The organism is uncultured Merdimmobilis sp. (genome assembly GCF_902471145.1).
GTDB classification, from domain to species: domain Bacteria; phylum Bacillota; class Clostridia; order Oscillospirales; family Ruminococcaceae; genus Merdimmobilis; species Merdimmobilis hominis.
The window spans coordinates 1-22,106 of sequence record NZ_CABRJC010000012.1 but is presented as its reverse complement, the minus strand read 5'-3'; the positions used below and the strand labels follow the sequence as shown (position 1 = coordinate 22,106).

The following is a 22,106-nucleotide window of genomic DNA, read 5'->3' as shown; positions in this document are numbered from 1 at the left end:
TCCACTATGAAAGAGACAAAATCCGGCCGCCGTTCCATGCTGATGCGGGCTTTGAAGGATTCCTTCACCAAGCTTGACCCGCGGGAACAGGTCAAAAACCCTGTCATGTTCCTTGTATACCTCTCCGCGCTGCTGACCACCGTATTGTTTGCCCTCTCCTTGGGCGGTATCTCCGACGGCATTGTCACCAGCGGGTTTATTCTGGCCATTGCGGTCATCCTGTGGCTGACCTGCCTCTTCTCCAACTTCGCAGAGGCCATTGCAGAGGGCCGGGGCAAAGCCCAGGCGGATTCCCTGCGGGCCTCAAAAAAGGATGTATCCGCCCACAAATTGGAGGATGTCCACAACCACAGCACCTTCTTTGACGTCCCTGGCGCCACCCTTAAACGGGGGGATTTGTTCTTGGTAAACGCCGGGGAGCAGATCGCCGCAGACGGCGAGGTGGTGGACGGGGCCGCCAGTGTGGATGAAAGCGCCATCACCGGCGAATCGGCCCCGGTCATCCGGGAGGCGGGCGGCGACCGTTCCGCTGTCACCGGCGGCACCACCGTACTCTCCGACTGGCTGGTGGTCCGGGTGACCCAGGAGGCCGGACAGAGCTTCCTGGACAAAATGATCGCCATGGTGGAGGGGGCAAACCGGAAAAAGACCCCCAACGAGATCGCCCTGGAAATCCTGCTGGTGGCCCTTTCCATCATCTTTGTTTTGGTCACCGCATCCCTGTACTCCTATTCCCATTTCTCCGCCGCCTTGGCGGATATCGCCAATCCCACCTCGGTGGTGTGGTTGGTGGCGCTGCTGATCTGCCTGGCCCCCACCACCATCGGCGCCCTGCTGTCAGCTATCGGCATCGCCGGCATGAGCCGCCTGAACCAAGCTAACGTACTGGCCATGAGCGGCCGGGCCATTGAAGCCGCCGGCGATGTGGATGTCCTTCTGCTGGACAAAACCGGCACCATCACCCTGGGCAACCGGCAGGCAACCGCCTTTTTACCGGTGGACGGCTGCCCGGAACAGGAACTTGCCGACGCTGCCCAGCTCTCTTCCCTGGCGGACGAGACCCCCGAGGGCCGGTCGGTGGTGGTCCTGGCCAAAGAAAAATTTGGCCTGCGGGGCCGGGAACTCTCCGACCAGCACTTGACCTTTGTCCCCTTCACCGCCCAAACCCGGATGAGCGGCGTGGACTACGACGGCGGCGAGATCCGCAAAGGCGCGGCTGACGCGGTTCGGGCCTATGTGGAAGGAGCTGGAGGGGTCTACAGCGAGGAATGCCGCAATCTGGTAGACCAGGTGGCCCGCCAAGGCGGAACCCCCCTGGTAGTGGCCAAAAATCACAAGATCCTAGGGGTCATCCACTTAAAGGACATCGTCAAGGACGGTGTGAAAGAAAAATTCGCCGACCTGCGGCGGATGGGCATCCGCACCATTATGATCACCGGCGACAACCCGGTGACCGCCGCCGCCATCGCCGCGGAGGCGGGGGTGGACGACTTTCTGGCAGAGGCCACCCCTGAGGCCAAGCTGGACATGATCCGCCAGTACCAGGCCCAAGGCCATTTGGTAGCCATGACTGGTGACGGCACCAACGACGCCCCCGCTTTGGCCCAGGCCGATGTGGCCGTGGCTATGAACTCCGGCACCCAGGCGGCTAAAGAGGCGGGCAACATGGTTGATTTGGACTCCTCCCCCACCAAGCTAATCGACATCGTGCGGATCGGCAAACAGCTGCTGATGACCCGCGGGAGCCTGACCACCTTCTCCATCGCCAACGACATCGCCAAGTACTTCGCCATTATTCCGGCTATTTTCATGAGCCTGTATCCCGGCCTTGCCGCCTTGAACATCATGGGGCTGCAAAGCCCGTCCAGCGCCATCCTCTCCGCGCTGATTTACAACGCGCTGATCATTGTTGCGCTGATTCCCCTGGCCCTGAAAGGGGTGGCCTATCAGGAGGTCCCTGCCGGGAAACTCCTGCGCCACAACCTGCTGGTCTACGGTGTGGGGGGCATCCTAGTCCCCTTTGCCGCCATTAAACTCATCGACTGTATCGTCGCCCCCTTACTGGGGGTGCTGTAAAGAAAGGGGTTGTTCCTATGTACTCCAACGGTTGCGCTTTGCCCCTGGAATGTCCCAGACGGGGATGGTTCCGCACCTGCAGAGAGCGGGGGATCTTCTTGGTGAATCGGGGGCTGGACGTTTGCCCTTATATCACCTTGCCCGCCCTGCTCCTCTTGCTGGGCTCCGGCACCGTAGCCGCCCTCACCGCAGCTGCCATGGTGCTAGTATATCCTCTCACCGTGATTGCCGCCCTGCTGTAACCGACGGGTACAAGCTCCCCTTCCACCCATTCACCCAACCAGTGTGCCGGCCCTCTTTCCCACGGCCGGCCCCAAAGGAGGTTCTTTCCCTATGAAACAAATCCTGATTCGCGCCACCGGTATGCTGGCCGCCATGAGTGTTGTCTGCGGCCTCGCCTACACGCTGCTTGTCACCGGCATTGGCCAGGTATTCTTTCCGTGGCAGGCAAATGGCAGCATCCTTGAAATCGACGGCAAAACCTACGGCTCCCAGCTGCTGGGCCAGCCGTTTGCCGATGAAGGCCACCTGTGGGGCCGGATTATGACAGTGGACACCAGCTCTTTTACCGATGAGGACGGCCAGCCGGTGATGTATGCCTGGGCTTCCAACAAGAGCCCCGCCGGGGAAGAGATGGAGGAACTGGTCGCTCAGCGGGTAGAAGCCCTGCGGGCATCCAACCCAGCCATGGCGGACCAGCCCATCCCGGTGGATCTGGTCACCTGCTCCGGCAGCGGCCTGGACCCGGAGATTTCCCCTGCCGCAGCCGCTTACCAAGTGCCCCGCATCGCGGCGGCACGGGGGATTTCGGAAGAAGAGGTACAGAAGATCATTGACCAGTACACCACCGGCCGCTTCCTGGGGATTTTCGGGGAACCCCGGGTCAATGTCCTTCAGGTCAACCTGGCTCTGGACGGCATCCTGAAGGAGGGGTAACCATGTTGTACCCCTACCGCCTTGCTCTGGAAAAGACCTTCCCACTTTCGCCGTCCCTTGTGGAGGCCTCCCCCACCGACCGGTTGCTCCGGCTGGTCTGCAGTGTCAGTGATTTGTTCTCCACCCAGCCCTTCCCCTTGTACAAGGACGGGCGGCCCACCCTCCTGCTGCTCTACCGGGATGTGGCCTATTCTTGGAAGGACTTGGCGGATTCCTTCGGCGACACCATTGCCGCGGTTTCCGACCACTGGCCGCTGTCCCTCTACGGGACAACCGGCGACCGGGAGACTGGCCAACTGACCATCCGGCGGGAGGGGGGCCGGGGGATCATCCGCCTTCATTCGGTGTCTGGCCGGCCCTTTGATTCCATGGAGGGGCTCTGCCTACAGCTGGAAACAGAATCCGCTGATACCGCAAGTTCCCTTGCCCAGGTGTGCTCCCAACTTTCCCCCCAGGCGCCGCTGGCCGCCCTCTCCCGGAAGCTGGAACCTTTCCTCACAGGATGTTCCCTTCTTCCCACCACAGGGAGCGCCTTCTGCTATCTGGCCTGGTCGGAGGCGGAGAAGCCGGCTCTTCTGGGCCTGCTTTCCGCCGCCCAGAAGGAACAGCTTTGGCAAACGTTTTTAGCCGACGGGGTGCAGCCGTTGGAATTTGACTGGCTGTGGGACGCCTACTGCTCCGGTGAGGCCCCACACCTCCTGGAGTGGGAGATGGCCCTGCGGGTTGTGCTGGAGGAGCTGGGCTTTTCCATCCAGCGGCAAGAGGGTTTTTTCCAGGTGACGGATGCCCAAGGACAGATTCTCCGGTTCGACCTGGTCAAGGGCGGCCCGGCGGAAAAAATTTTCTTAAAACTTCTATTTCCCCTGGACTGGAAATAAGCTGATCTCACACTCACTTCCCATTTTATCCTGTCTTTTTCCCGGGCTCGTACCAAGCCCGGGCTCTTTTTTGCCCCTTCTTCTTTTTTGTATAAAAACAAGCGTGTACGCTGGCATACCAGCGTACACGCTTGTTTTATCATCCCGAACCCCTTTACTCCACCCGCTGTAGGGCCGCCGAACCAGGGTAAGGTTCCTCCAGCGGCAGCTCGATCCCCCATTCCAGCCAAGAGAGCGGCTCATTCCCCCCAACTGCAAAGTAAACATCCAGGTTGGCTGGGTCCCCCAGCTGGGGATTGATGGTGTTCCATTGGACGGTCCGCTGGATGCTGTCCAGGATGTGGAAAGCCAAATCCTGGGGACCATCCACGGCGTATTCTTCCTTCTGCGGGTCTGGAAGCCCAGTGAACAGGGCGCTCTCCTTGGAAAACAGCACGCTCATCCCGCCTTTGCCACTGGTCACCGGCTCCGCCAAGGCCAGATTCCACCCCGTCTCTTCGGCGATGGCGGCGATGAGTGCATCTGGGGTAGGTTCCCCCTCAAAGGTGTGGGGGACTTGCTGGAAATCTTCCCCCCTGCCGATGTACAGCGTCCGGATCACCCCTTCCGCGGAAGGCGCGGCCCCGGATACCTGGGAGGGGGGAGAATTCTCACCCCGGCGCGAACAGCCTCCCAGCACCAAAATCCCCGCCGCCAGCAAAGTGAGCCAAAACCGTTTCATATGGATACCCCTCCTTTTGGGGATAGGGTAGCAACAAAACGATCCCCTGTCAACGGGTAATCTGCCGGATATTCCCGGGGAAGGGAGGCAATTCCGACAGAAATTGGCGGGCAGCCCACCAAAATAGGCTTCACCCCTTGACTTGGAGCCTACTCCAAGATATAGAATAGAGACAATAGGAATAAGGAGGGCATTTTTATGAACTATCGGGAACTTGGCCGCACCGGCTTACAGGTGAGTGAAATCGGCATTGGCTGCGAAGGGTTTATCGAGGAGGGCGGGGCCCTCACCAAAGATTTGATCGACCTCTGTGAAGAGGCCGGCATTAACTACATAGACCTATACACCTCCAACCCAGAGGCCCGCAGCACCCTGGGCCAGGCCCTGGCCGGCCGACGGGAGAAATTTATCTTGCAAGGGCATCTGTGCACCATTTGGCAGAACGGCCAGTACAAGCGGACCCGCCGCATAGAAGAAGTAAAAGCCGGATTTTCCGACATGCTGGAACGGCTGGGCACCGACTATATTGATGTGGGGATGATCCACTATGTGGATACCCTGGAAGATTGGAACGAGGTGGCAAACGGCCCAGTCATGGCCTACGCGAAGGAGCTGAAAGCCGCTGGGGCCATCGGCTGCATCGGCATGAGCAGCCACAACCCCATTGCCGCCTTAGAGGCGGTGAACAGCGGCCTCATCGATGTGCTGATGTTCAGTGTCAACCCCTGCTATGACCTGCAGCCCGGCACAAGGGAACTCACCGAACTGTACAGCAACGACAACTACACCTCCCCTATGGTCAATTTTGACCCCTCCCGGGTGGCCCTCTATGAGACCTGCCAGCGGCTGGGGGTAGGCATTACCGTGATGAAAGCCTTTGGCGGCGGGGATCTGCTCAGCGAGACCCTATCCCCGGCGGGCAAGGCCCTGACCCCCATACAGTGCCTTCACTACGCTTTGACCCGTCCTGGCGTGGCCACCGTGCTGGCCGGCGCCCGCTCGGTAGAGGAGCTGCGGGGAAGCATCGCCTATGAGTCCGCTTCGGAGGAGGAAAAGGATTACGCCGCTACCTTCTCCACCTTCCCCAACATCAGCTGGGAAGGCCACTGCATGTACTGCGGCCACTGTGCGCCCTGCCCCCGCAGCATCGATGTGGCCATGGTGAATAAATTCCTCAACCTGGCTAAAGCCCAAGGGACTGTTCCCGAAACGGTGCGGGAGCATTATGAGGTTCTTGCCCACCACGCCGGGGAATGTATCGCCTGTGGCGCCTGTGAAAAGCGTTGTCCTTTCGGTGTGCCGGTGATTCAATCCATGCAGGAGGCCAAAGTGCTGTTCGGCAAATAACCACCTGACTGTGGCAAAATAAAAAGTTCCGTGGAATCGGAGTGCTCGTTTGGCAAAAAGCAACGGGCCCTAAAAGAGTTGGGCCGGTAACAAAACGGAGAAGGGAGAAGGATTTATGACCATAGCCGAAGTGAGTAGACAATATGACATCTCCGCCGACACCCTGCGGTACTATGAGCGGGTGGGGCTTATCCCCAGTGTGACCCGCAACAAGTCCGGCTTCCGAGATTATTCGGAGGAGGACTGCAACTGGGTGTCCTTCATCAAATGTATGCGCCGTGCCGGGGTCCAGGTGGAAGCGCTGATCGAATATGTCTCCCTATACCAACGGGGGAATGGTACCCAGGAGGCCCGCAAACAGCTTCTCATAGAACAGCGGGATCTTTTGAAGGCCAAAACCGAGGAGATGCTTGCCACCTTGCAGCTTTTGGAAAACAAGATCGAGCGCTACGATCAGTGGAACCCCCACTGGGAGAACACCATGGCCCAGTTTAAAGGGTAAAACTCATCGAAATAAAACCGCGGAGGGTATACCCTCCGCGGTTTTATTTCGATGAGCGGCAGGAGCCAGGGCGCTTTCGCAGCTGCCGCCGGTAGGGGATCCCCTGCTCCGGCTGGGTGACCGGCTCCAGCATCCCGGCGCGGATCATCCCCTCAATGCGGGTGGCGATCCATCCGTCCCCTATGCCCAGCTGGTACTTTCCCAGAACCCGCCCAATAACCTCCGCCTCCCGGAACACCTCCGGTTCCGCTTCGATCTCCCGGAAGATAAAGCTGTCGTACACATCCTCCGGCAAACTGACCAGCTGGCCGTTGAGCATCCCCCGCAAAGGCCCGTTCTCCTTTTGCAGCTCCCGCCACCGGGCGGCACAGCCCTGGATAAAGGCTGAAGGGGCCGTTTGGGCTAGAGATTGATACCCACTCCATTCCTCGGGCCTTACCTGGCCCCATCCGCTTTTCCGGACTACCACCCCATCCTCCCGCTGTACCCAGGGGGGAAGCCGGATCAAGGCCACCGGCCCGCAGCCCCTCCCCCATTGGGCCAGCTGGCTTAAAAACCAGTGCATCCCGCAGACTTCATCGGGCTGGCTGCTGTACCAAATGCGGACAGCTTCCCCCTGGGAAGCCCGCCTCTTTGCCGCTTCCAACCCTTCATTGGCCCGCCGCAGCTGCGCCTCCACCTCCTTGCGGCAATCTTTTGGAGCAGCGGCACTGTACAGTTCTTCCATCGCCTGCTGGCGGCGGGGACCGGGTATCTCTTCTGTAATATCCCCCACGCTCAGGGCAAGATCAAAGCAGAAAATGTCCTGCGGCGTCCCCCCGAGAGGAGCACCCTTTTCCCAAGTCTGGCGCTCCCGTTCCTCTGCCTGCTTTCTCGCCTTCTCCAACTCCTCAGGGGAAGGCGTTTCCCCATCTCGATACAGAACCCCAATCCCCACAGTGGTTCCAGGGCGCTTCCCTCTTCCATAGTTTTGGGCGGCCCGCAGGCTGCCCTGGGCACTGCTGCCAAAAACGATCTCTAACACGATGCTTCCCCCTTCGGTTTCCATTGATTTTCGTATCCCATAAAATCTGCACAAGACTTAAGAATGGCGGTGAGGTTTTGTCTGTAGTTATTGTACCACACCTTCCTGCCGGAAGGATAGGCGATGAAAGAGTGCCGCCCGCCGCATCTGCGGCGGGCGGCATTTTTTTATTTTACCAATTGGCTTGCCTGAGCAAAGGTCATCCCTTTTTCCCGGGCAATTTTAGCCACGTCCTCATACTCCGGTTTGGACTTTTCCACCCCGTCGCCGTGAGCATGCTTCACCCGCACCGGGCCATAGGCAGTCTCTTCCACCGTCTCCTCCCGCTCCAGGGTATAGCGGCGGCAGGTGTGCTCCCGGACGCCCAAAGTGGTGGTGTGGCGAAGCATCAGCTTGGCAAACTTCTCCCCGTCCTCCTGGCGGCACAGGCAGGTGAGCATCACCCCAGGCCGGGATTTCTTCATCCCAATGGGAGTGGTGAACACATCCAGCACCCCGGCCTCCAGCAGGATTTCCTGGGCAAAGCCGATGGCCTCCGGGGTCATGTCGTCCAGGTTGCAGGAGAGCTCCGCAACCTCCCCCACCTGGCCGGAGGTGTGCCCCAGATGGGCGCGGACACAGTTGGCGGCTTCAAACTCCTTGGTCCCCATGCCATAACCGGTGGCTTCGATCTCCATCACCGGCATGGCGCCGAAGGAATCGGCAAAGTATTTGAGCAGCGCCGCGCCGGTGGGGGTGCACAGCTCGCCTTGGATGCTGCCGCCGTAGATGGGCACCTCCCGCAGGATATAGGCAGTGGCAGGGGCGGGCACTGGCAGGACGCCGTGGGCGCACTGAACCTGGCCGCAGCCCACATGGATGGGGGATGCCACCACACGGTCGGGGGCGATCTTCTCCATCAGAAGGCAGACGCCCACCACATCCGCCACGGCATCCAAGGTGCCCACCTCGTGGAAGTGAATTTCCTCCACAGGCATGCCGTGGGCGTGACCTTCCGCTTCGGCGATCAGGGTATACACCCCCACCGCATCCGCCTTTACCTTGTCGCTTACCGGCAGATGACTGATCCAGTGGCGGATATCCCCCAAAGCAGAATGGGAATGGCTATGGGAGTGATCATGGTCATGAGAATGGCCGTGATCGTGGGGGTGCTCGTGGTCGTGGTCGTGGGGATGCTCATGGTCGTGGGGGTGCTCATGGACATGGGGATGCTCATGAGCAAGGGGAACGTCTACGCTCTCCTCCTCCGTCCCGTGAACAGTGACCGAAACATGGGAACCGGTGACCCCGCAGCGGACCGCGGGCTCCAGCGCCACATGCACCCCGGGAAGGCCCAGGGCATTCATCTCCTCCACAAAGGCCTCCCGGTCGGGGATCAGCTCCAGCAGCGCCGCCATCAGCATATCGCCAGCCGCGCCCATGTTGCATTCCAGATACAAAGTTTTCATCGTTTTCCCTCCATATGATTGATCATACTGGCCAGATACCCAGCCCCAAATCCGTTGTCAATGTTGACCACGCTCACCCCGCTGGCGCAGGAGTTGAGCATGGAAAGCAGGGCCGACAGCCCCTGGAAGGAAGCCCCGTACCCCACACTGGTGGGCACGCCGATCACCGGGCAATCCACCAGGCCGCCGATGACGCTGCAAAGGGCGCCTTCCATCCCCGCGATGGCGATGACAACCTGGGCGCTCATCAGGTCCTCCAGGTGGGAGAGAAGCCGGTGCAGCCCCGCTACCCCCACATCGTAAAGGCGGACCACCTGGTTGCCCAAAGCCTCGGCGGTGAGGGCAGCCTCCTCCGCCACCAGCATGTCGCTGGTACCCCCGGTGGCCACCACGATTTTGCCCACGCCGTCTACAGTCGGCAATTCCCCGACGATGCCCACCCGGCTGAGAGGGTCGTACCGCAGGCGAAGGGATTTGCCCACATAGTCTGCGGCCTCCTGGGCCATCCGGGTGATCAAGATGGTGGATTGGCCGCTATCCTGCATGGCCTTGGCGATCTGTTGGATCTGTTCCGGGGTCTTGCCCGCGCCGTAGATCACCTCTGCCGCCCCTTGGCGAAGGGCCCGGTGGTGGTCCAGCTTAGCGAAGTTTCCCACCTCTTCGAAGGGCTCCATCTTCAGATGAAGCATGGCCTCCTCGGCGGAGAGGGTCCCCGCCTCCACCTGCCGCAAAAGCCCCAAAATCTGCTGGTTCATCGTCTTTTTCTCTCCTTTTACCGGGTTTTTAAATCGAGGAGCACCTCTGGGAAGGTCGCCGCAAGAGCCTGCCGGATGGCCTCCCGCTCCCCAAACGCCCGTTCCAACTGGTTTTCCGGGAACTGAAGCCGGGCTGCATCCCCCAGCACCCGCACCCGGAAGTCGGTGTACCTCATCCGGAACAGCTGGTCCTCCGCCTGTTCCACCCGCTGGAGGATTTCCCCGGTGATGGGCACCCCGGTGGGAATCCGGGTGGCCAAGCAGGCATAGGCGGGTTTATCCCAGGTAAAAAGGCCCACCTCCTTGGATTTTTCCCGGATCTCCCCCTTGGTGAGGCCGCACTCCCGCAGGGGGGAGCGGACCGAAAGCTCTTTCAGCGCCCGCATCCCCGGCCGGTCGCCTGCGTCGTCGGAGGCGTTGGTGCCGTCGATGATCAGGGAATAGCCGTCTTGGGCCGCCGCCTGGGCCAAGGCCCCAAACAGGGCGGATTTGCAGTGGTAGCACCGGTCGGCGGGGTTGGCCGCTACCAGGGGCTGGGCGAGGATGTCCCGTTCCAGCACTGTCACCTCCACCCCCAGCTCCCGGCCGAGGCGCAGGGCATCCTCCAGCTCAAATTGGGGCTGGAAGGCGGTTTTCACATAATAGGGCCGGATGTCCGCCCCGTAGTGGAGGCCGGCCCAAAGGAGATAGGCGGAGTCCACCCCGCCGGAAAAGCCCAGGGCCGCCCGGGGATTCTCCCGGAAAAATTCACTGAGTTCCATGTTGTTCCCTCCTTGTTTGGAGTGTCTATTTATATATTTGCAGGCCTATCGGCCCTTGTATGCCGTGATGCAGAAAAGAGGGGTGTCCTCCGGCCCCTGGCCTAGGCGGCGGCCAAAGGACATGTCCACCTCCACCTTTGAAAATCCCGCCTCCCGCAGAAGCTGTTCATCCCATTGGGGGCGGGGGTGGTGCCCCCCGGCCAAGTCCTCTAAAATCTCCCGGTATTCCGCCTGCATCGCCTGGGTGATGGGCTGGCTTGCGTGGAATTTATCCAGCTCCTGGGGGGATTTTTTCCGGTCGGCCTCCACATAATCCCCGTCGAAGTTGAGGAGGACCCCGCCGGGTTTCAGCACCCGGAACCACTCCCGGTAGGCCTGTCCCAGGCGGGGGAGGTTCCAGGTCAGGTTGCGGGTGAGGATAAGGTCAAAACTCTCCCCATCAAAGGCCAGGTGCTCGGCATCCATCTGCAAAAACCGGGCAGAGGCGCCTTGCTCCTTTACGGCATCCCTCGCCTGTTCCAACATCTCCGGCGTCAGGTCAATGCCGGTAATTTGGGCGTCCAAGTCCTTCAAGAGCAGGGGGAAAAAACCGCTGCCGGTGCCCACGTCCAAGATGGCTGCCCCGGGTTTTGACAGGTGAGAGGAAATCACCTCCCGGTAGACGGAGGCCGTGGGGGAATCCCACTCCCCCTGATGGGCCTGGCGGAAGCCTTCGCTCCGCTGGCCCCAGTAGTGAGCGATGCGCTCTTTTTGCCGTTCCATGGGCTTCATTCTCCTTTTGTTGTTATAGGGGCTTTGTGGGGATGACCGACAAAAAGCCCATCTGGGTGGCCTGTAAGCTGACCCCCACCTGGTAAACCTCCTCCAAAGGCTCCGGCCGGAGCACCTCTTGGGGGGAATCAAAAGCCCGCACCTTCCCCCCTTGCAACAGCAGGATGCGGTCCCCATACCGGCTGGTGAGGGTCAGATCGTGGGCCACAAACAAGGTGATAGCCCCAGTCCTGCGGGTGTAATCCTGGGCCAGGTTCATGACAATCAGCTGGTGGCGCAGGTCTAAGGCGCTGGTGGGTTCGTCCAAAAGCAGCACTTTGGGCCGCCCGATCAGGCTTTGGGCCATGGTGACCAGCTGCCTCTGTCCCCCGCTGAGGGTGGAAAAGGGCTGCCGGGCGATGGCCAAAAGCCCCAATTCCCGGAGGACTTCCTCCACCTGGGCGGTCTGCTCCGGGGTGACCCGCCACCCCAGGCTGCCGATCAGGCCCAGGAGCACCATTTCAAAGACGGTGAGGCGGGTGTTCATCGCCCCCAGCTGAGGCACATAGGCGATGTCCCGCCGGGTGCCAACCTCCCCCGAGTCCTCCCGCAGCAGGGCGGAACCGGCATGGGGCAGAAGGCCGGCCACCGCTTTGAGCAGGGTGCTTTTTCCCACCCCGTTGGAGCCGATGACCCCGGCCATCTCCCCGCCGGAAAACTGGGCGCTCACCCCGTCCAGCACGGTTTTTTGGCCGTACCGGACGGCGATGTCTTGCAGGGATAATCTCCACATATCAACCTTCCTCCCGCAGCAGAAGTACAAACAGAAACGGCACCCCCACGATGGAGGTGAGAATCCCCACCGGCATCATCGCCCCGGTGGAAATCCATTTGGCCACGGTGGAGGAAAGGAGAAGCAAAAAGCTCCCCAGCACCGTGGAAAGGGGCATCAGGTACCGCTGATCCTCCCCCGCCAACATCCGGGCGCAGTGGGGGGCCACCAGGCCCACAAAGGCCACCGTGCCGATGAATCCCACCGCCCCGGCGATGAGGCAGGCGCTGATGACAAAGACCTGGAGCCGCAGCCGGTCCACCGGGATGCCTAAACTCCGGGCCCGCTCCTCCCCGGCGGTGAGGGCGGTCAGCTGCCAGCTCTTCCCAAAGAGGAGGAGAAAGCTGGCCGCAAGAATCCCTGCCGCCACCGAGGCGCTAGCCCAGGTGGAGCGGCCCAAACTGCCAAAGGACCAGTTGGCGATGATCTGGGCGATCTCCGCCGAGGCCCGGTACTGCAAAAATTCCTTGAGGGCGGAAAAGAAGAAGTTCATCACAATGCCGGTGAGAACCAGGGTGCTGGTGGAAAGCCCCCGCCGCTTGCCCAGGGCGTAGATGGCCAGGGAGACCCCCAGGGCAAACAGGAAGGCCAAGGCCGCCGTCCCCGCCCACTGGAGGCCGAAGAGGGTGAACCCCACCGTGATGGCAATGGCCGCCCCAAAGCTGGCCCCGGCGGTGATGCCCAAGGTGTAAGGGCTGGCCAAGGGGTTGCCGGTGATGGTCTGCACTTGAAGGCCAGAAAGGCCCAGGCTGCCGCCTACAAAGACGCAGGTCAAAGTCATGGGCAGGCGAATCCGCCAGACGATGGCCCCTTGGCTTCCCCCGGCGCTGGGTCCTTTCCACAACAGGGGGAGAATCTCCCCAAAGGTGAGGCCGGAGGAGCCGGTGCCCAGGTCTAGAAGGCAGGCGAAAACAGTGGCGGCCACTGCCAGCAGGAGAATCCCCCTGCGCCGCCTGTTGATGGATTGGTAGATGGATGGCTTATTTCCCATAGGTCGGCTTTCCCCCGGTTTTACAAATTGCTCCCCATTTTGGGGGTTACTGCCGGTCCCACTGGATCATAAAGGTCCCGGTGTAGCGGAGCTCCGGCAGATAGGTGGCATACAGGTCGTGCATCTCGGCCTCTGGGTCCAGGTCGGCAAACAGATCCGGGTAGATACACTTGGCCATGTACTCGGTGAACACATAGTCGGCGATGTTGCGCAGGCTTCCGTGGTCCACCCCGTAGACGTCGCCGTTTTGAACGGCGGTGAGGCCCCTCCATTCTTCACGGCCCGCAAACCCCCGGAGCCGCTCCTGGGCCAATGCCTCGTCGATGGTAAAGCCCATCCGCATTTGGTCGCCGCCGGTGTCCCCCGACCAGATCGCCCCGCCGATGAAGATGTAATCTGGGTTGGAGGAGATGACGTACTCCCGGTCCAGCACCCCATAAGCGCCTTCCAGCCGGCCGTTTGCCAGGTTGATCACCCCCAGGTTGTCCAGGATACCGCCCCATAAGGTGCCGGCATAGCTGTTGCCGTATTCCCCGGCGCCGTTGTTGCCCAGCTCCACATAGACTTTCGCCGCCTTCTCCTCTGGGGATAGGGTGGAGAGCCGTTCATTGACCAGGTCTATGCCGCCTTGATAGCGGCGGCACAGCTCCTCCGCCACCTCTTGACGGCCCAGCAGCGCACCCAGGATCCGGGTGCTGCGCAGGTGGTTCTCCAGGCTCATTTTGTGGTAATCCACCGTCACCACCTGGATGCCCGCGGCCTCCCAGGTGGGGATGGACGCCTCGTTTTCGGTGTATTGGCTGGTGTTGATCAGCAGCACGTCCGGCGCAAGAGCCAGCACCTTCTCTGCGTCCAGCACATCGTTGTGGTAGCCGCCCACACTGGGCAGTTCCAGAAGCTTGGGGAAGGACTCGGTAAAGACGGTGTATTCCCCATACCGGGTGTCCTGCCATCCGTCAATGGCCAAAGCGCTGACCTTATCCAAGCTCTGGGACCCGCCCACCAGCATGAAGTTGACCAAGTAGTTGGCCACGGCGATGGTCTCGGGCTGTTTTTCCAGGGTGATGGCCCGGCCGGAGAGGTCGGTAAAGGAGATGGAGCCATCCTCCCGGGTGACGATCTCCCCTTCAGCTGCGGGCTCCCCTTGGGGGGAGCTTCCCTGGGAGCCAGAGGGGGTTTCCCCTGTCCCACAGCCGGAGAATACCGCCACGAGAAGGAGGGCGCCAAGGCAGAGTGCAATCCATTTTTTTATCATGTTGTTCCTTCCTTTCTATGGAAGCCATTGCGGCCTGGGAAGTGCCCCATTCCAATAAAAAAGGCCACAAAAGGCTCCCTTCTTGAGAGAATAAGCCCTTCATGGTCTTGTTTTTGCGTTCTTTCGATTTCTTGAGTCCGGCAGGCCGTAACGGTTGGTAAAGACAAAGCCCTTTGCGAAAATCCAGCCCCATTGTGGGACCCGCCGGCCCTTCTTGGGCCGGGTTTGTGTCAGCAGAGGGTGCGCAACAGTTCCACCGCTTCCCCAATCAGCTTGGCCATGGGGAGGGACTGGGTCCCAACGACGATGTTGTTGCATAAATTGACCGGAAGGAGCAGCTTCTTAGCCCCGCTTTGGCCCACGGCCACCGCCATGGATGGGGTGACTTCCCCCATCAAGGAATCCGCCGCCAGGATGCCGATGGGCCCGATGATCACATCCGCCGTCCGGCAGGCGACTATGGCCGGGTTTTCCCCGGTTGCCCCTGCGTCGGCCCCCGCTTTGAGCATGGCGGAGGTGGCGATGCTGTTGGTCCCGATGGCGGTGACCGCACAGGGGATTGCCCCCGCCTTGATCCGCTCGATGAGCATGGAACCCATCTTTCCGCCCTGTCCGTCCATGACGACTACCGTCATCCCCATTCCTCCTCTTCCGCTATGGCCCTATGGTAACACTTGGAGTCCACTCCAAGTCAAGAGGGATTCCTCTCTTTTTTATCCCGCTGCCACCAATGACAGTTATGGGTTTATTATAGCATTTTTGGGAAAACTTTACAAACCCTTTCTCCCCCTTCCTAAAGGGGGAAATCCTCCCCGCAGCCCGGGCTGTATACCTATTTTAAGGTGCCGGCTTAACCGAATCTTAACACGGCAGGGGACAAAACCAACACTGTACTCATGGCGCCTATGCTATAATAGTCGCTGGAAACGACTATTCGTGAAAAAGCCTTCTCAGGGCGAGGCCCTTCCCGGCACAAAGCGCCAACAGGCTTTTTCCAATTTGCGCGAGTTTTTAAAAAGTAATTACAGCCAGAAATCGGGAGGGGAGGTGCCTGCTGTGGAAGAAAAGCGCCCAGACCCACAGCTCTTCCTACGGGAGGAAATTCAGGGGGAAACCCCTGGCAAGGGCAAACTGAAAATCTTTTTTGGCTATGCTGCCGGCGTGGGGAAAACCTACGCCATGCTTCAAGCCGCCCATCGGGCCAAAAACGCAGGGGTAGACGTGGTGGCTGGATATATCGAACCTCACGCCCGACCCGAAACCATGGAACTGCTGGAGGGGCTGGAGCAGCTGCCCCTCCGGGAACTCTCTTACAAGGGGATCACCCTGCGGGAATTCGACTTGGATGGGGCCCTCCAACGACATCCCCGGCTGATTTTGGTGGATGAGCTTGCCCACACCAACGCCGAGGGCAGCCGCCATGTAAAGCGGTACCAGGATGTGGAGGAGCTTTTGCGGGCCGGCATCCACGTGTACACCACCGTCAACGTCCAGCACCTGGAAAGCCTCAACGACGTAGTTTCCTCCATCACCGGGGTCACCGTCTCCGAACGGATCCCTGACTCCCTCTTCGACGCCGCCGACCAGGTGGAACTGGTGGACATCGAGCCCGCTGAACTGTTGGAACGGCTGGAGGAAGGCAAAATCTACCGAGAGAAACAGGCCCGCCAAGCCCTGGATCACTTCTTTTCCCAGAAAAACTTGGCTGCCCTGCGGGAAATCGCCCTGCGACGCACCGCCGACCGGTTGGGCCGCTCCCCCGTTGCCCCTTTGGAGGGCCGTCCCAAAAGCAGTGAGCACATCCTGATCTGCCTGTCCAGCGCCCCCTCCAACGCCAAGGTGATCCGCACCGCAGCTCGGATGGCAGAGGCGTTCCACAGCCAATTCACCGCCTTGTACGTCAAGACCTCCGATACAGACCTGGAGGAGGATTCCAGCCGGCGGCTCCGGGCAAACGTCCGCCTAGCGGAGGAACTGGGGGCGCAGATCACCACCGTCTACGGCGACGACCCCGCTGTCCAGATCGCCGAATATGCCAGGGCGGGCGGCATTTCCAAAATCATTTTAGGCCGCAGCGTCCAGAAGCGGGGGCTGTTCCCCGGCAAAAAATCACTGGTGGATCAGCTCAGCGACCTGGCCCCAGACTTGGATGTCTACATCATCCCAGATCAGCAGCAAAAGCCAGTGCCCCGCAAATCCCCCGCCCATCCAGCACGGGAGCCCTTTTCGCCGCGGGATTTTCTCAAAATGCTGGGCATTCTAGGGATATGCACTGGGATGGGTTTTCTATTTGATTTTGTCGGATTCACCTCCGCCAACGTCATCATGGTGTACATTTTGGGGGTGCTGTGCGTCTCCATCTTCACCTCCGGCCGGATTTACAGCCTGTTGGCTTCCCTCCTTTCGGTGCTGATCTTCAACTTCTTCTTCACCTACCCCTACTTCACCCTGCTCAGCGACCCCGGCTACATCGCCACCTTTGGGGTGATGTTCCTAGTGGCCTTTCTCAGCAGTACCCTGACCATCCGGGTAAAGCGGCAGGCCGTCCAAAGCGCCTGGAAAGCCTACCGGACCCAGATCTTGCTGGAGACCAGCCAAAAGCTGCAAAAGGCCGAACAGCAGGAGGAAATCCTCTCGGTCACCGCCACCCAGCTGATCAAGCTGCTGGAGCGACCAGTACTCCTCTACCCTGCGGGAGAGGATTGGGATTTACATGAACCTATGGTCTTCCCTGTAAACCCCGGGGATTCCCTGGCCTCTTGCCTCACCCCCGCGGAGCAGGCGGTAGCCAAATGGGTCCTCATCAACAACAAGCACGCCGGCGCCACCACTGGGACCCTCCCCAGCGCCCAATGCCTATACATGGCGGTGCGGGGTTCCGGCCAAGTGCTGGCGGTGGCAGGCATCGCCATCGGGGAGAAAGCCCCGCCGGAATCCTTTGAAAAAAACCTGATGATTGCCATTCTGGACGAGTGCGGCCTGGCCTTGGAAAAGGACCGGATGAGCCGGGCCAAGCAGAAAATGGAAGAGGCTGCCAAACAGGAGGCTCTGCGGGCCAACCTGCTGCGGGCCATCTCCCACGACCTGCGCACCCCGCTCACCAGCATCAGCGGCAATGCCGGCATTCTGATGGAAAATGGCGGCGTCCTCACCGAGGGGAAAAAGCAGTCCCTCTACGCCTCCATCTATGACGACGCCATGTGGCTGGTCAACCTGGTGGAAAACCTCCTGTCGGTCACCCGGATTGAAAACGGCGCCATGGCCATTCAAAAGCAGCCGGAGCTTCTGGAGGAGGTCTTCCAAGAAGCCCTTGCCCACCTGGACCGCAAGGCGTCGGAACACACCATCTCGGTCCAGCTTCCCGACGACCTGCTCATGGCGGATATGGATGCCCGGCTCATTGTCCAGGTGGTCATCAACATTGTCAACAACGCCATCAAATACACCCCGCCCGGTTCCCACATCCAGCTGTCCGCCCGCCGCCAAGGAGACAACATTCTGGTGGAGGTCGCTGACGACGGCCCCGGCATCCCCGATGAGGCCAAAGCCAAACTCTTTGAGATGTTCTATACGGCGGGCAACGACCGGGGCGACAGCCGCCGGGGGATGGGCTTGGGCCTTTCCCTATGCAAATCCATTATCCATGCCCACGGCGGGGAAATCCACGTCCGGGACAACCTGCCAAAGGGCTGCCGTTTTACCTTTACCCTGCATTCATCGGAGGTGAATCCACATGAATAAACCGCAAATCCTGGTGGTGGAGGACGACGTGGCCGTCGGCAACCTGATCGCCACCACCTTAGAAACCCAAAACTACCAATTCCACCGGGCCAAAACCGGGGCCGGGGCGGTGCTGGACGCCGTCTCCTACCGCCCAGACGTCATGCTCCTGGATCTGGGCCTACCCGATATAGACGGGGTGGACATCATCCGCAAAGTGCGCTCTTGGAGCAACATGCCCATCATTGTCATCTCCGCCCGCAACGAGGACAGCGACAAAGTCCTCGCCTTGGACGCTGGGGCGGATGACTACCTGACCAAGCCCTTCTCGGTGGATGAATTGCTGGCCCGGCTGCGGGTCGCCCTGCGCCGGGTGCGGTACGACAGCGGGAAGGTAGATGCACAGAGTTCGGTATATGAAAATGGAGAACTGAAAATCGATTACGCCGCCGGCTGCGTCTACCGGGGCGGTCAGGAAATCCACCTGACTCCCATCGAGTACAAGCTCCTTTGCCTGCTGTGCAAAAACACCGGCAAGGTGTTGACCCACAATTATATTTTAAACGAAGTGTGGGGCAGCCCGACATTGTCCGACACCCCATCCCTGCGGGTGTTCATGGCGACCTTGCGCAAAAAGATCGAGCCAGACCCCAGCCATCCCCAATACATTCAAACCCACATCGGGGTCGGCTACCGGATGATCCGCCAGCAAGGGGAGGATTTGTAGTCCCTGCACCACAAAAAAAGAGAAGGGGGAACGTTGTTCCCCCTTCTCTTTTTCTGCAAATACATACCCGCTAGGCTGCGCGGGGAAGACTTCGCTCCCCTTACTGGATAAACCCGATGGCCACAATCCCCAGGAAGAGGGACAAGGTGGAAAAAAAGGTGGTCAGGATGGTGATCTCGCTGGTGAGGGCGGCGTCGCTCTTCATGCTCTTGGCCATGGCGAAGCCGGACACCGCCGAGGGCGCGCCATACAGGATGAGCAACAGGCCCAGTTCTGCGCCCCGGAAACCGACTAGCGCACCCAAGGCCACCATGACGCCGGGCAGCACCACCAGCCGCAGGAAGGTCACCGCGCCGGAGACCTTTAAATTCTTGGCCGCCGCCTTGAAATCCAGCTGGGCGCCCAAGGTCAAAAGGGCCATAGGGGTGGCAGTGGCGCCGATGTTGACGATGGATTTCTCCAGGAAAACCGGCAGCTTGATCCCGGTGATCACAAACGCTGCCGCAATGGCCAAGGCGATAATCAACGGGTTTTTGGCGATGCTTTTGAGGATCTTCTTCAGGCTGACCCCTTCCACCCCGGAATCCTCCGGCGCGAAGATGGTGAAGATGATCACCGCGCCCACATTGAAAAGGGCGACCGCAAAGGGCAGTACCGCCAAGGCGTTGGCAGTGCCCTCTGCACCGAACATGCTCTCCATGATGGGCAGGCCGATAAACACAAAGTTGCTGCGGTAAATGCCGTGGGCAACGGCGCCAATCCGCGCCTTGGAGCTCCCTTTCATCACCATGGGAGTCAGCACAATACACCCAACGAGGATGGCCACCATGCCGCCCAGAGAGAAGAGAACCAGCCTGGTGTTGAAATTGTCCAGCACTTTGGAGGTGTACAGCTCCTTAAACAACAGAATGGGCAGCAGCACCTTAAAGCAGAGGCCCGACCCCACATCCACAAAATGCTGGTCAATGACCTTCACCCGCATCAATACATAACCCAGCGCACCCACCATAAACAGGGGCATGATGGTGTTAAAACTTAAAATCACCTGTTCCAATCGTTGTACCCTCCTTCAAAAATACCCGGCGCACTGGGCGCGCTCTTTCAGGCTCACATTACCCAATTATTGTAGCACTCCCGGCGGCAGAACACAATGAAAAAGGTGCCGTTTTATTTTTTGAGGGAACCCTCTCCACTGCAAATTGACAGATGGATTTTCCAGACCTGGGCATTTTGTGTTATAATAGCAAATAAATAAGCCCGCCTTTGTAAAACAGCTGAAGCTTGTGAAAAACCTTTCTCTAAAAATCCCCGGCGGGCAATGCGGTTCTTCACGCCTTATTGTATTTTTATGCCCCATCCCGCTGTGGGGAAATCCCCACCCGATTCCACCTGAGTGAGGAGGAGTTTTATGAAACCAATTGGCCCTATGCGGTCTATCAAAACGGTGGGGGATATCCGCCGTTTGTCTCCGGAACAGCTGCAGCAGCTGCAATACCAGCGCCTGCACAAACTGGTGGACTACGCCCGCCGCAACTCCCCCTATTGGCAGGAATTGCTCCAGGACCTGCCAGAGGGGTTCACCCTAGCCGACCTGCCTATCACCCGTAAGGGGGACCTAGCCCAGCAATTTGAACGGTGTATAACCGACCCCAAGGTCACCTTGGCTGGCCTCCAGGAATTTATGCAGTCGCCGGAAAACATCGGCAAGATGTTCCTGGGGAAATACCTGCCGGTGACCACCTCGGGAACCACCAGCAGGCCGGCCTTATTGCTCCTGGACGAAAATGCCCTCTCCTTCCTCACCGCTTTGGGGGTCAAACGGCTGGATATCTCCAAGGAGGCCCTGCGCAAGGCGTTGAAAAACGGGGGCCGCACCGCTGGCATCCAATCCACCAGCGGGTTTTATTCCTCCAACTGCCTCATCCGGCTGCGGCAGCTGCGCCATCCCCTCCAATCCGGGCGGTTCCGCATCGTCCCCGCCGCCCTTTCCCCTTGGGAGCAAGCCGCTATGTTGAACCGGTACAAGCCCTCCAACATCAGTGCCCATCCCTCTTTGCTGTGGCGGCTGATCAACGCCTCCCGGGACACCCTGTCCTGCCGGCCCGCCATGGTAGTCACCAGTGGGGAAACCCTGTTCCCCCATCAGCGCCAAGCCATTGAGGCGGCTTTTCCCGGGTGCCAGCTGCTGTCCAATTACGTCTCGGCAGAGGGCGGCTTGATTGCCACTCAATGCGCGACGGGGAATTACCACCTCAACAGCGACTGCGTCATCCTGGAACCGGTCAACCGGGATTTGACCCCCACCCCGCCCGGGGAACTCTCCTGGGGGGTGCTGGTCACCAACCTTTCCAACTTCATCCAGCCGGTGATCCGCTATCTGCTGGAGGACCGAGTGCGGTTCCTCCCTGAGAGTTGCAGCTGCGGCAACATCCTTCCACCCTTCCAGCTGGAGGGCCGGGCGGATGAGACCCTTCTCCTCCCCAGCCACGGCGGGATTGTTGAGATCCTTCCCAGGGAGATTGTGGAGGTCTTTGCCTCCCTTCCCAGCGTGGAGGAATTCCAGCTGGTGCAGACCGGGGGGCGGGAACTAGACCTGCGCCTTGCCCTGCGGGAGGGGGTAGACCCCGCCCAAGGCCTTTTGGAGGCCCAAGCCCGGTTAGCAGACTTCCTGCGGGGGAGAGGTGTCCGCGTTGAAATTCACCTCTCCTCCCACCGTCCGGCACCCCTGCCCCATGGCGGCAAGTTCCAACCGGTCTGCCGGGAGTGGACAAAAACCATTTTTGAAAGGGAGGAACCTTCATGTGTGACACAATATTAGAAACCCCCCGCCTTTTGCTGCGCCGCTGGAGGCCGGAGGACCTGGCCCCCTTTGCCCGGATGAATGCAGACCCGGTAGTGATGGAGTATTTCGTCTCCCCCTACACCGAGGAACGAACCCAGGAGTTTTACCAAAAAATCCAAAAGGAGTTTGCGGAATACGGCTACGGCCTGTACGCTGCCCAGGAGAAAGCCTCCAATCTGTTTATGGGCTTCATCGGCTTCCACTGGGCCCGTTTGGATGCGGATTTTTGCCCTTGCGTGGAGATCGGCTGGCGGCTGGACCACCCCTTCTGGGGAAAGGGCTACGCCACAGAGGGGGCCAAAGCCTGTTTGGACTACGGCTTCCGGGAGCTGGCCCTGCCAAAGGTGTGCAGCTACACCACCCACCGCAACCTGCGTTCCCAGCGGGTGATGGAGAAAATCGGGCTGAAACGGGGAACGGAGTTTTTGGACACCTCCATTCCCGCAGGCCATCCCCACAACCCCCTCATCTACTACCATCTGAGCCGGGAGGAGTACCTCTCCCGCTGATATTTCTATATAAGGAAGCGCCGGGCCCCATA

The 22,106-nt window shown here is 60.0% G+C and carries 21 protein-coding genes; 10 read left to right on the top strand and 11 right to left on the bottom strand.

What is annotated here, in order from left to right; all coding sequences use genetic code 11:
* Positions 1-6 precede the first annotated feature (6 nt).
* From kdpB to RDQ42_RS06925, 4 genes are all read left to right on the top strand, one after another.
* A complete protein-coding gene (gene kdpB / locus RDQ42_RS06940; RefSeq protein WP_054332260.1) occupies positions 7-2,076 on the top strand; it encodes a potassium-transporting ATPase subunit KdpB in 2,070 nt (689 codons plus the stop codon).
* 101 nt (positions 2,077-2,177) lie between these two features.
* Entirely contained in the window at positions 2,178-2,318 is a 141-nt protein-coding gene (locus RDQ42_RS06935) for a hypothetical protein (RefSeq protein ID WP_154667584.1), read from the top strand.
* Positions 2,319-2,409: 91 nt separating this feature from the next.
* Positions 2,410-3,012: a potassium-transporting ATPase subunit KdpC gene (gene kdpC, locus RDQ42_RS06930; protein WP_054332262.1), complete on the top strand. Its 603-nt coding sequence runs from the start codon at positions 2,410-2,412 to the stop codon at positions 3,010-3,012.
* Positions 3,013-3,014: 2 nt separating this feature from the next.
* Complete coding sequence (locus tag RDQ42_RS06925) at positions 3,015-3,890, top strand: hypothetical protein (RefSeq protein ID WP_071427478.1); 876 nt, start codon at positions 3,015-3,017, stop codon at positions 3,888-3,890.
* Positions 3,891-4,044: 154 nt separating this feature from the next.
* Here the strand turns inward: RDQ42_RS06925 and RDQ42_RS06920 are convergent, their stop codons facing one another.
* Positions 4,045-4,611: a hypothetical protein gene (locus RDQ42_RS06920; RefSeq protein WP_231358799.1), complete on the bottom strand. Its 567-nt coding sequence runs from the start codon at positions 4,609-4,611 to the stop codon at positions 4,045-4,047.
* A gap of 198 nt (positions 4,612-4,809) precedes the next feature.
* On the opposite strand from RDQ42_RS06920, the gene RDQ42_RS06915 reads away from it, so the two are divergent.
* Both RDQ42_RS06915 and RDQ42_RS06910 read left to right on the top strand, forming a co-directional pair.
* The gene (locus RDQ42_RS06915) at positions 4,810-5,958 is read left to right on the top strand and encodes an aldo/keto reductase (protein WP_054332266.1); all 1,149 of its coding nucleotides are present in this window, start codon (positions 4,810-4,812) and stop codon (positions 5,956-5,958) included.
* Positions 5,959-6,073: 115 nt separating this feature from the next.
* Positions 6,074-6,460 carry a MerR family transcriptional regulator gene (locus tag RDQ42_RS06910; RefSeq protein WP_054332267.1) on the top strand — a complete coding sequence of 129 codons (387 nt, stop codon included), beginning with the start codon at positions 6,074-6,076 and terminating at the stop codon, positions 6,458-6,460.
* Between the two features lie 43 nt (positions 6,461-6,503).
* On the opposite strand, the gene RDQ42_RS06905 is transcribed toward RDQ42_RS06910, so the two are convergent.
* From RDQ42_RS06905 to RDQ42_RS06865, 9 genes are all read right to left on the bottom strand, one after another.
* Entirely contained in the window at positions 6,504-7,484 is a 981-nt protein-coding gene (locus tag RDQ42_RS06905) for a DUF3658 domain-containing protein (protein WP_231358801.1), read from the bottom strand.
* A 167-nt stretch (positions 7,485-7,651) separates the two neighbouring features.
* On the bottom strand, positions 7,652-8,932 hold the full coding sequence (larC, locus tag RDQ42_RS06900) for a nickel pincer cofactor biosynthesis protein LarC (RefSeq protein ID WP_054332268.1): 1,281 nt from the start codon (positions 8,930-8,932) through the stop codon (positions 7,652-7,654).
* On the bottom strand, positions 8,929-9,687 hold the full coding sequence (larB, locus tag RDQ42_RS06895) for a nickel pincer cofactor biosynthesis protein LarB (RefSeq protein WP_308588476.1): 759 nt from the start codon (positions 9,685-9,687) through the stop codon (positions 8,929-8,931). The genes larC and larB overlap by 4 nt, the downstream gene beginning before the upstream one ends.
* Before the next feature lie 17 nt (positions 9,688-9,704).
* Complete coding sequence (larE, locus tag RDQ42_RS06890; protein ID WP_231358805.1) at positions 9,705-10,448, bottom strand: ATP-dependent sacrificial sulfur transferase LarE; 744 nt, start codon at positions 10,446-10,448, stop codon at positions 9,705-9,707.
* 45 nt (positions 10,449-10,493) lie between these two features.
* A complete protein-coding gene (locus tag RDQ42_RS06885) occupies positions 10,494-11,210 on the bottom strand; it encodes a class I SAM-dependent methyltransferase (RefSeq protein WP_231358807.1) in 717 nt (238 codons plus the stop codon).
* A 22-nt stretch (positions 11,211-11,232) separates the two neighbouring features.
* Positions 11,233-11,991: an ABC transporter ATP-binding protein gene (locus tag RDQ42_RS06880; protein ID WP_231358808.1), complete on the bottom strand. Its 759-nt coding sequence runs from the start codon at positions 11,989-11,991 to the stop codon at positions 11,233-11,235.
* A gap of 1 nt (position 11,992) precedes the next feature.
* Positions 11,993-13,021 (bottom strand): iron ABC transporter permease, encoded by a 1,029-nt coding sequence (locus tag RDQ42_RS06875; protein ID WP_231358809.1) that lies wholly within the window; start codon positions 13,019-13,021, stop codon positions 11,993-11,995.
* A gap of 46 nt (positions 13,022-13,067) precedes the next feature.
* Positions 13,068-14,276: an ABC transporter substrate-binding protein gene (locus tag RDQ42_RS06870; protein WP_231358811.1), complete on the bottom strand. Its 1,209-nt coding sequence runs from the start codon at positions 14,274-14,276 to the stop codon at positions 13,068-13,070.
* 230 nt (positions 14,277-14,506) lie between these two features.
* Positions 14,507-14,911: a DUF3842 family protein gene (locus RDQ42_RS06865; RefSeq protein WP_054332276.1), complete on the bottom strand. Its 405-nt coding sequence runs from the start codon at positions 14,909-14,911 to the stop codon at positions 14,507-14,509.
* Between the two features lie 421 nt (positions 14,912-15,332).
* Between RDQ42_RS06865 and RDQ42_RS06860 the strand changes: the two genes are divergently transcribed.
* Together RDQ42_RS06860 and RDQ42_RS06855 are read left to right on the top strand one after the other, a co-directional pair.
* Positions 15,333-18,017 carry a sensor histidine kinase KdpD gene (locus RDQ42_RS06860; RefSeq protein WP_308588473.1) on the top strand — a complete coding sequence of 895 codons (2,685 nt, stop codon included), beginning with the start codon at positions 15,333-15,335 and terminating at the stop codon, positions 18,015-18,017.
* Positions 18,010-18,723 (top strand): response regulator, encoded by a 714-nt coding sequence (locus RDQ42_RS06855; RefSeq protein ID WP_071427482.1) that lies wholly within the window; start codon positions 18,010-18,012, stop codon positions 18,721-18,723. Before RDQ42_RS06860 ends, RDQ42_RS06855 begins: the two co-directional genes overlap by 8 nt.
* Before the next feature lie 100 nt (positions 18,724-18,823).
* Here the strand turns inward: RDQ42_RS06855 and RDQ42_RS06850 are convergent, their stop codons facing one another.
* Positions 18,824-19,768, bottom strand: a complete 945-nt coding sequence (locus RDQ42_RS06850; protein ID WP_231358814.1) for an AEC family transporter — start codon at positions 19,766-19,768, stop codon at positions 18,824-18,826.
* 363 nt (positions 19,769-20,131) lie between these two features.
* Between RDQ42_RS06850 and RDQ42_RS06845 the strand changes: the two genes are divergently transcribed.
* On the top strand, positions 20,132-21,541 hold the full coding sequence (locus RDQ42_RS06845; protein ID WP_231358812.1) for a phenylacetate--CoA ligase family protein: 1,410 nt from the start codon (positions 20,132-20,134) through the stop codon (positions 21,539-21,541).
* Positions 21,523-22,074 carry a GNAT family N-acetyltransferase gene (locus tag RDQ42_RS06840; protein WP_071427484.1) on the top strand — a complete coding sequence of 184 codons (552 nt, stop codon included), beginning with the start codon at positions 21,523-21,525 and terminating at the stop codon, positions 22,072-22,074. The genes RDQ42_RS06845 and RDQ42_RS06840 overlap by 19 nt, the downstream gene beginning before the upstream one ends.
* The last annotated feature ends 32 nt before the right edge of the window (positions 22,075-22,106 follow it).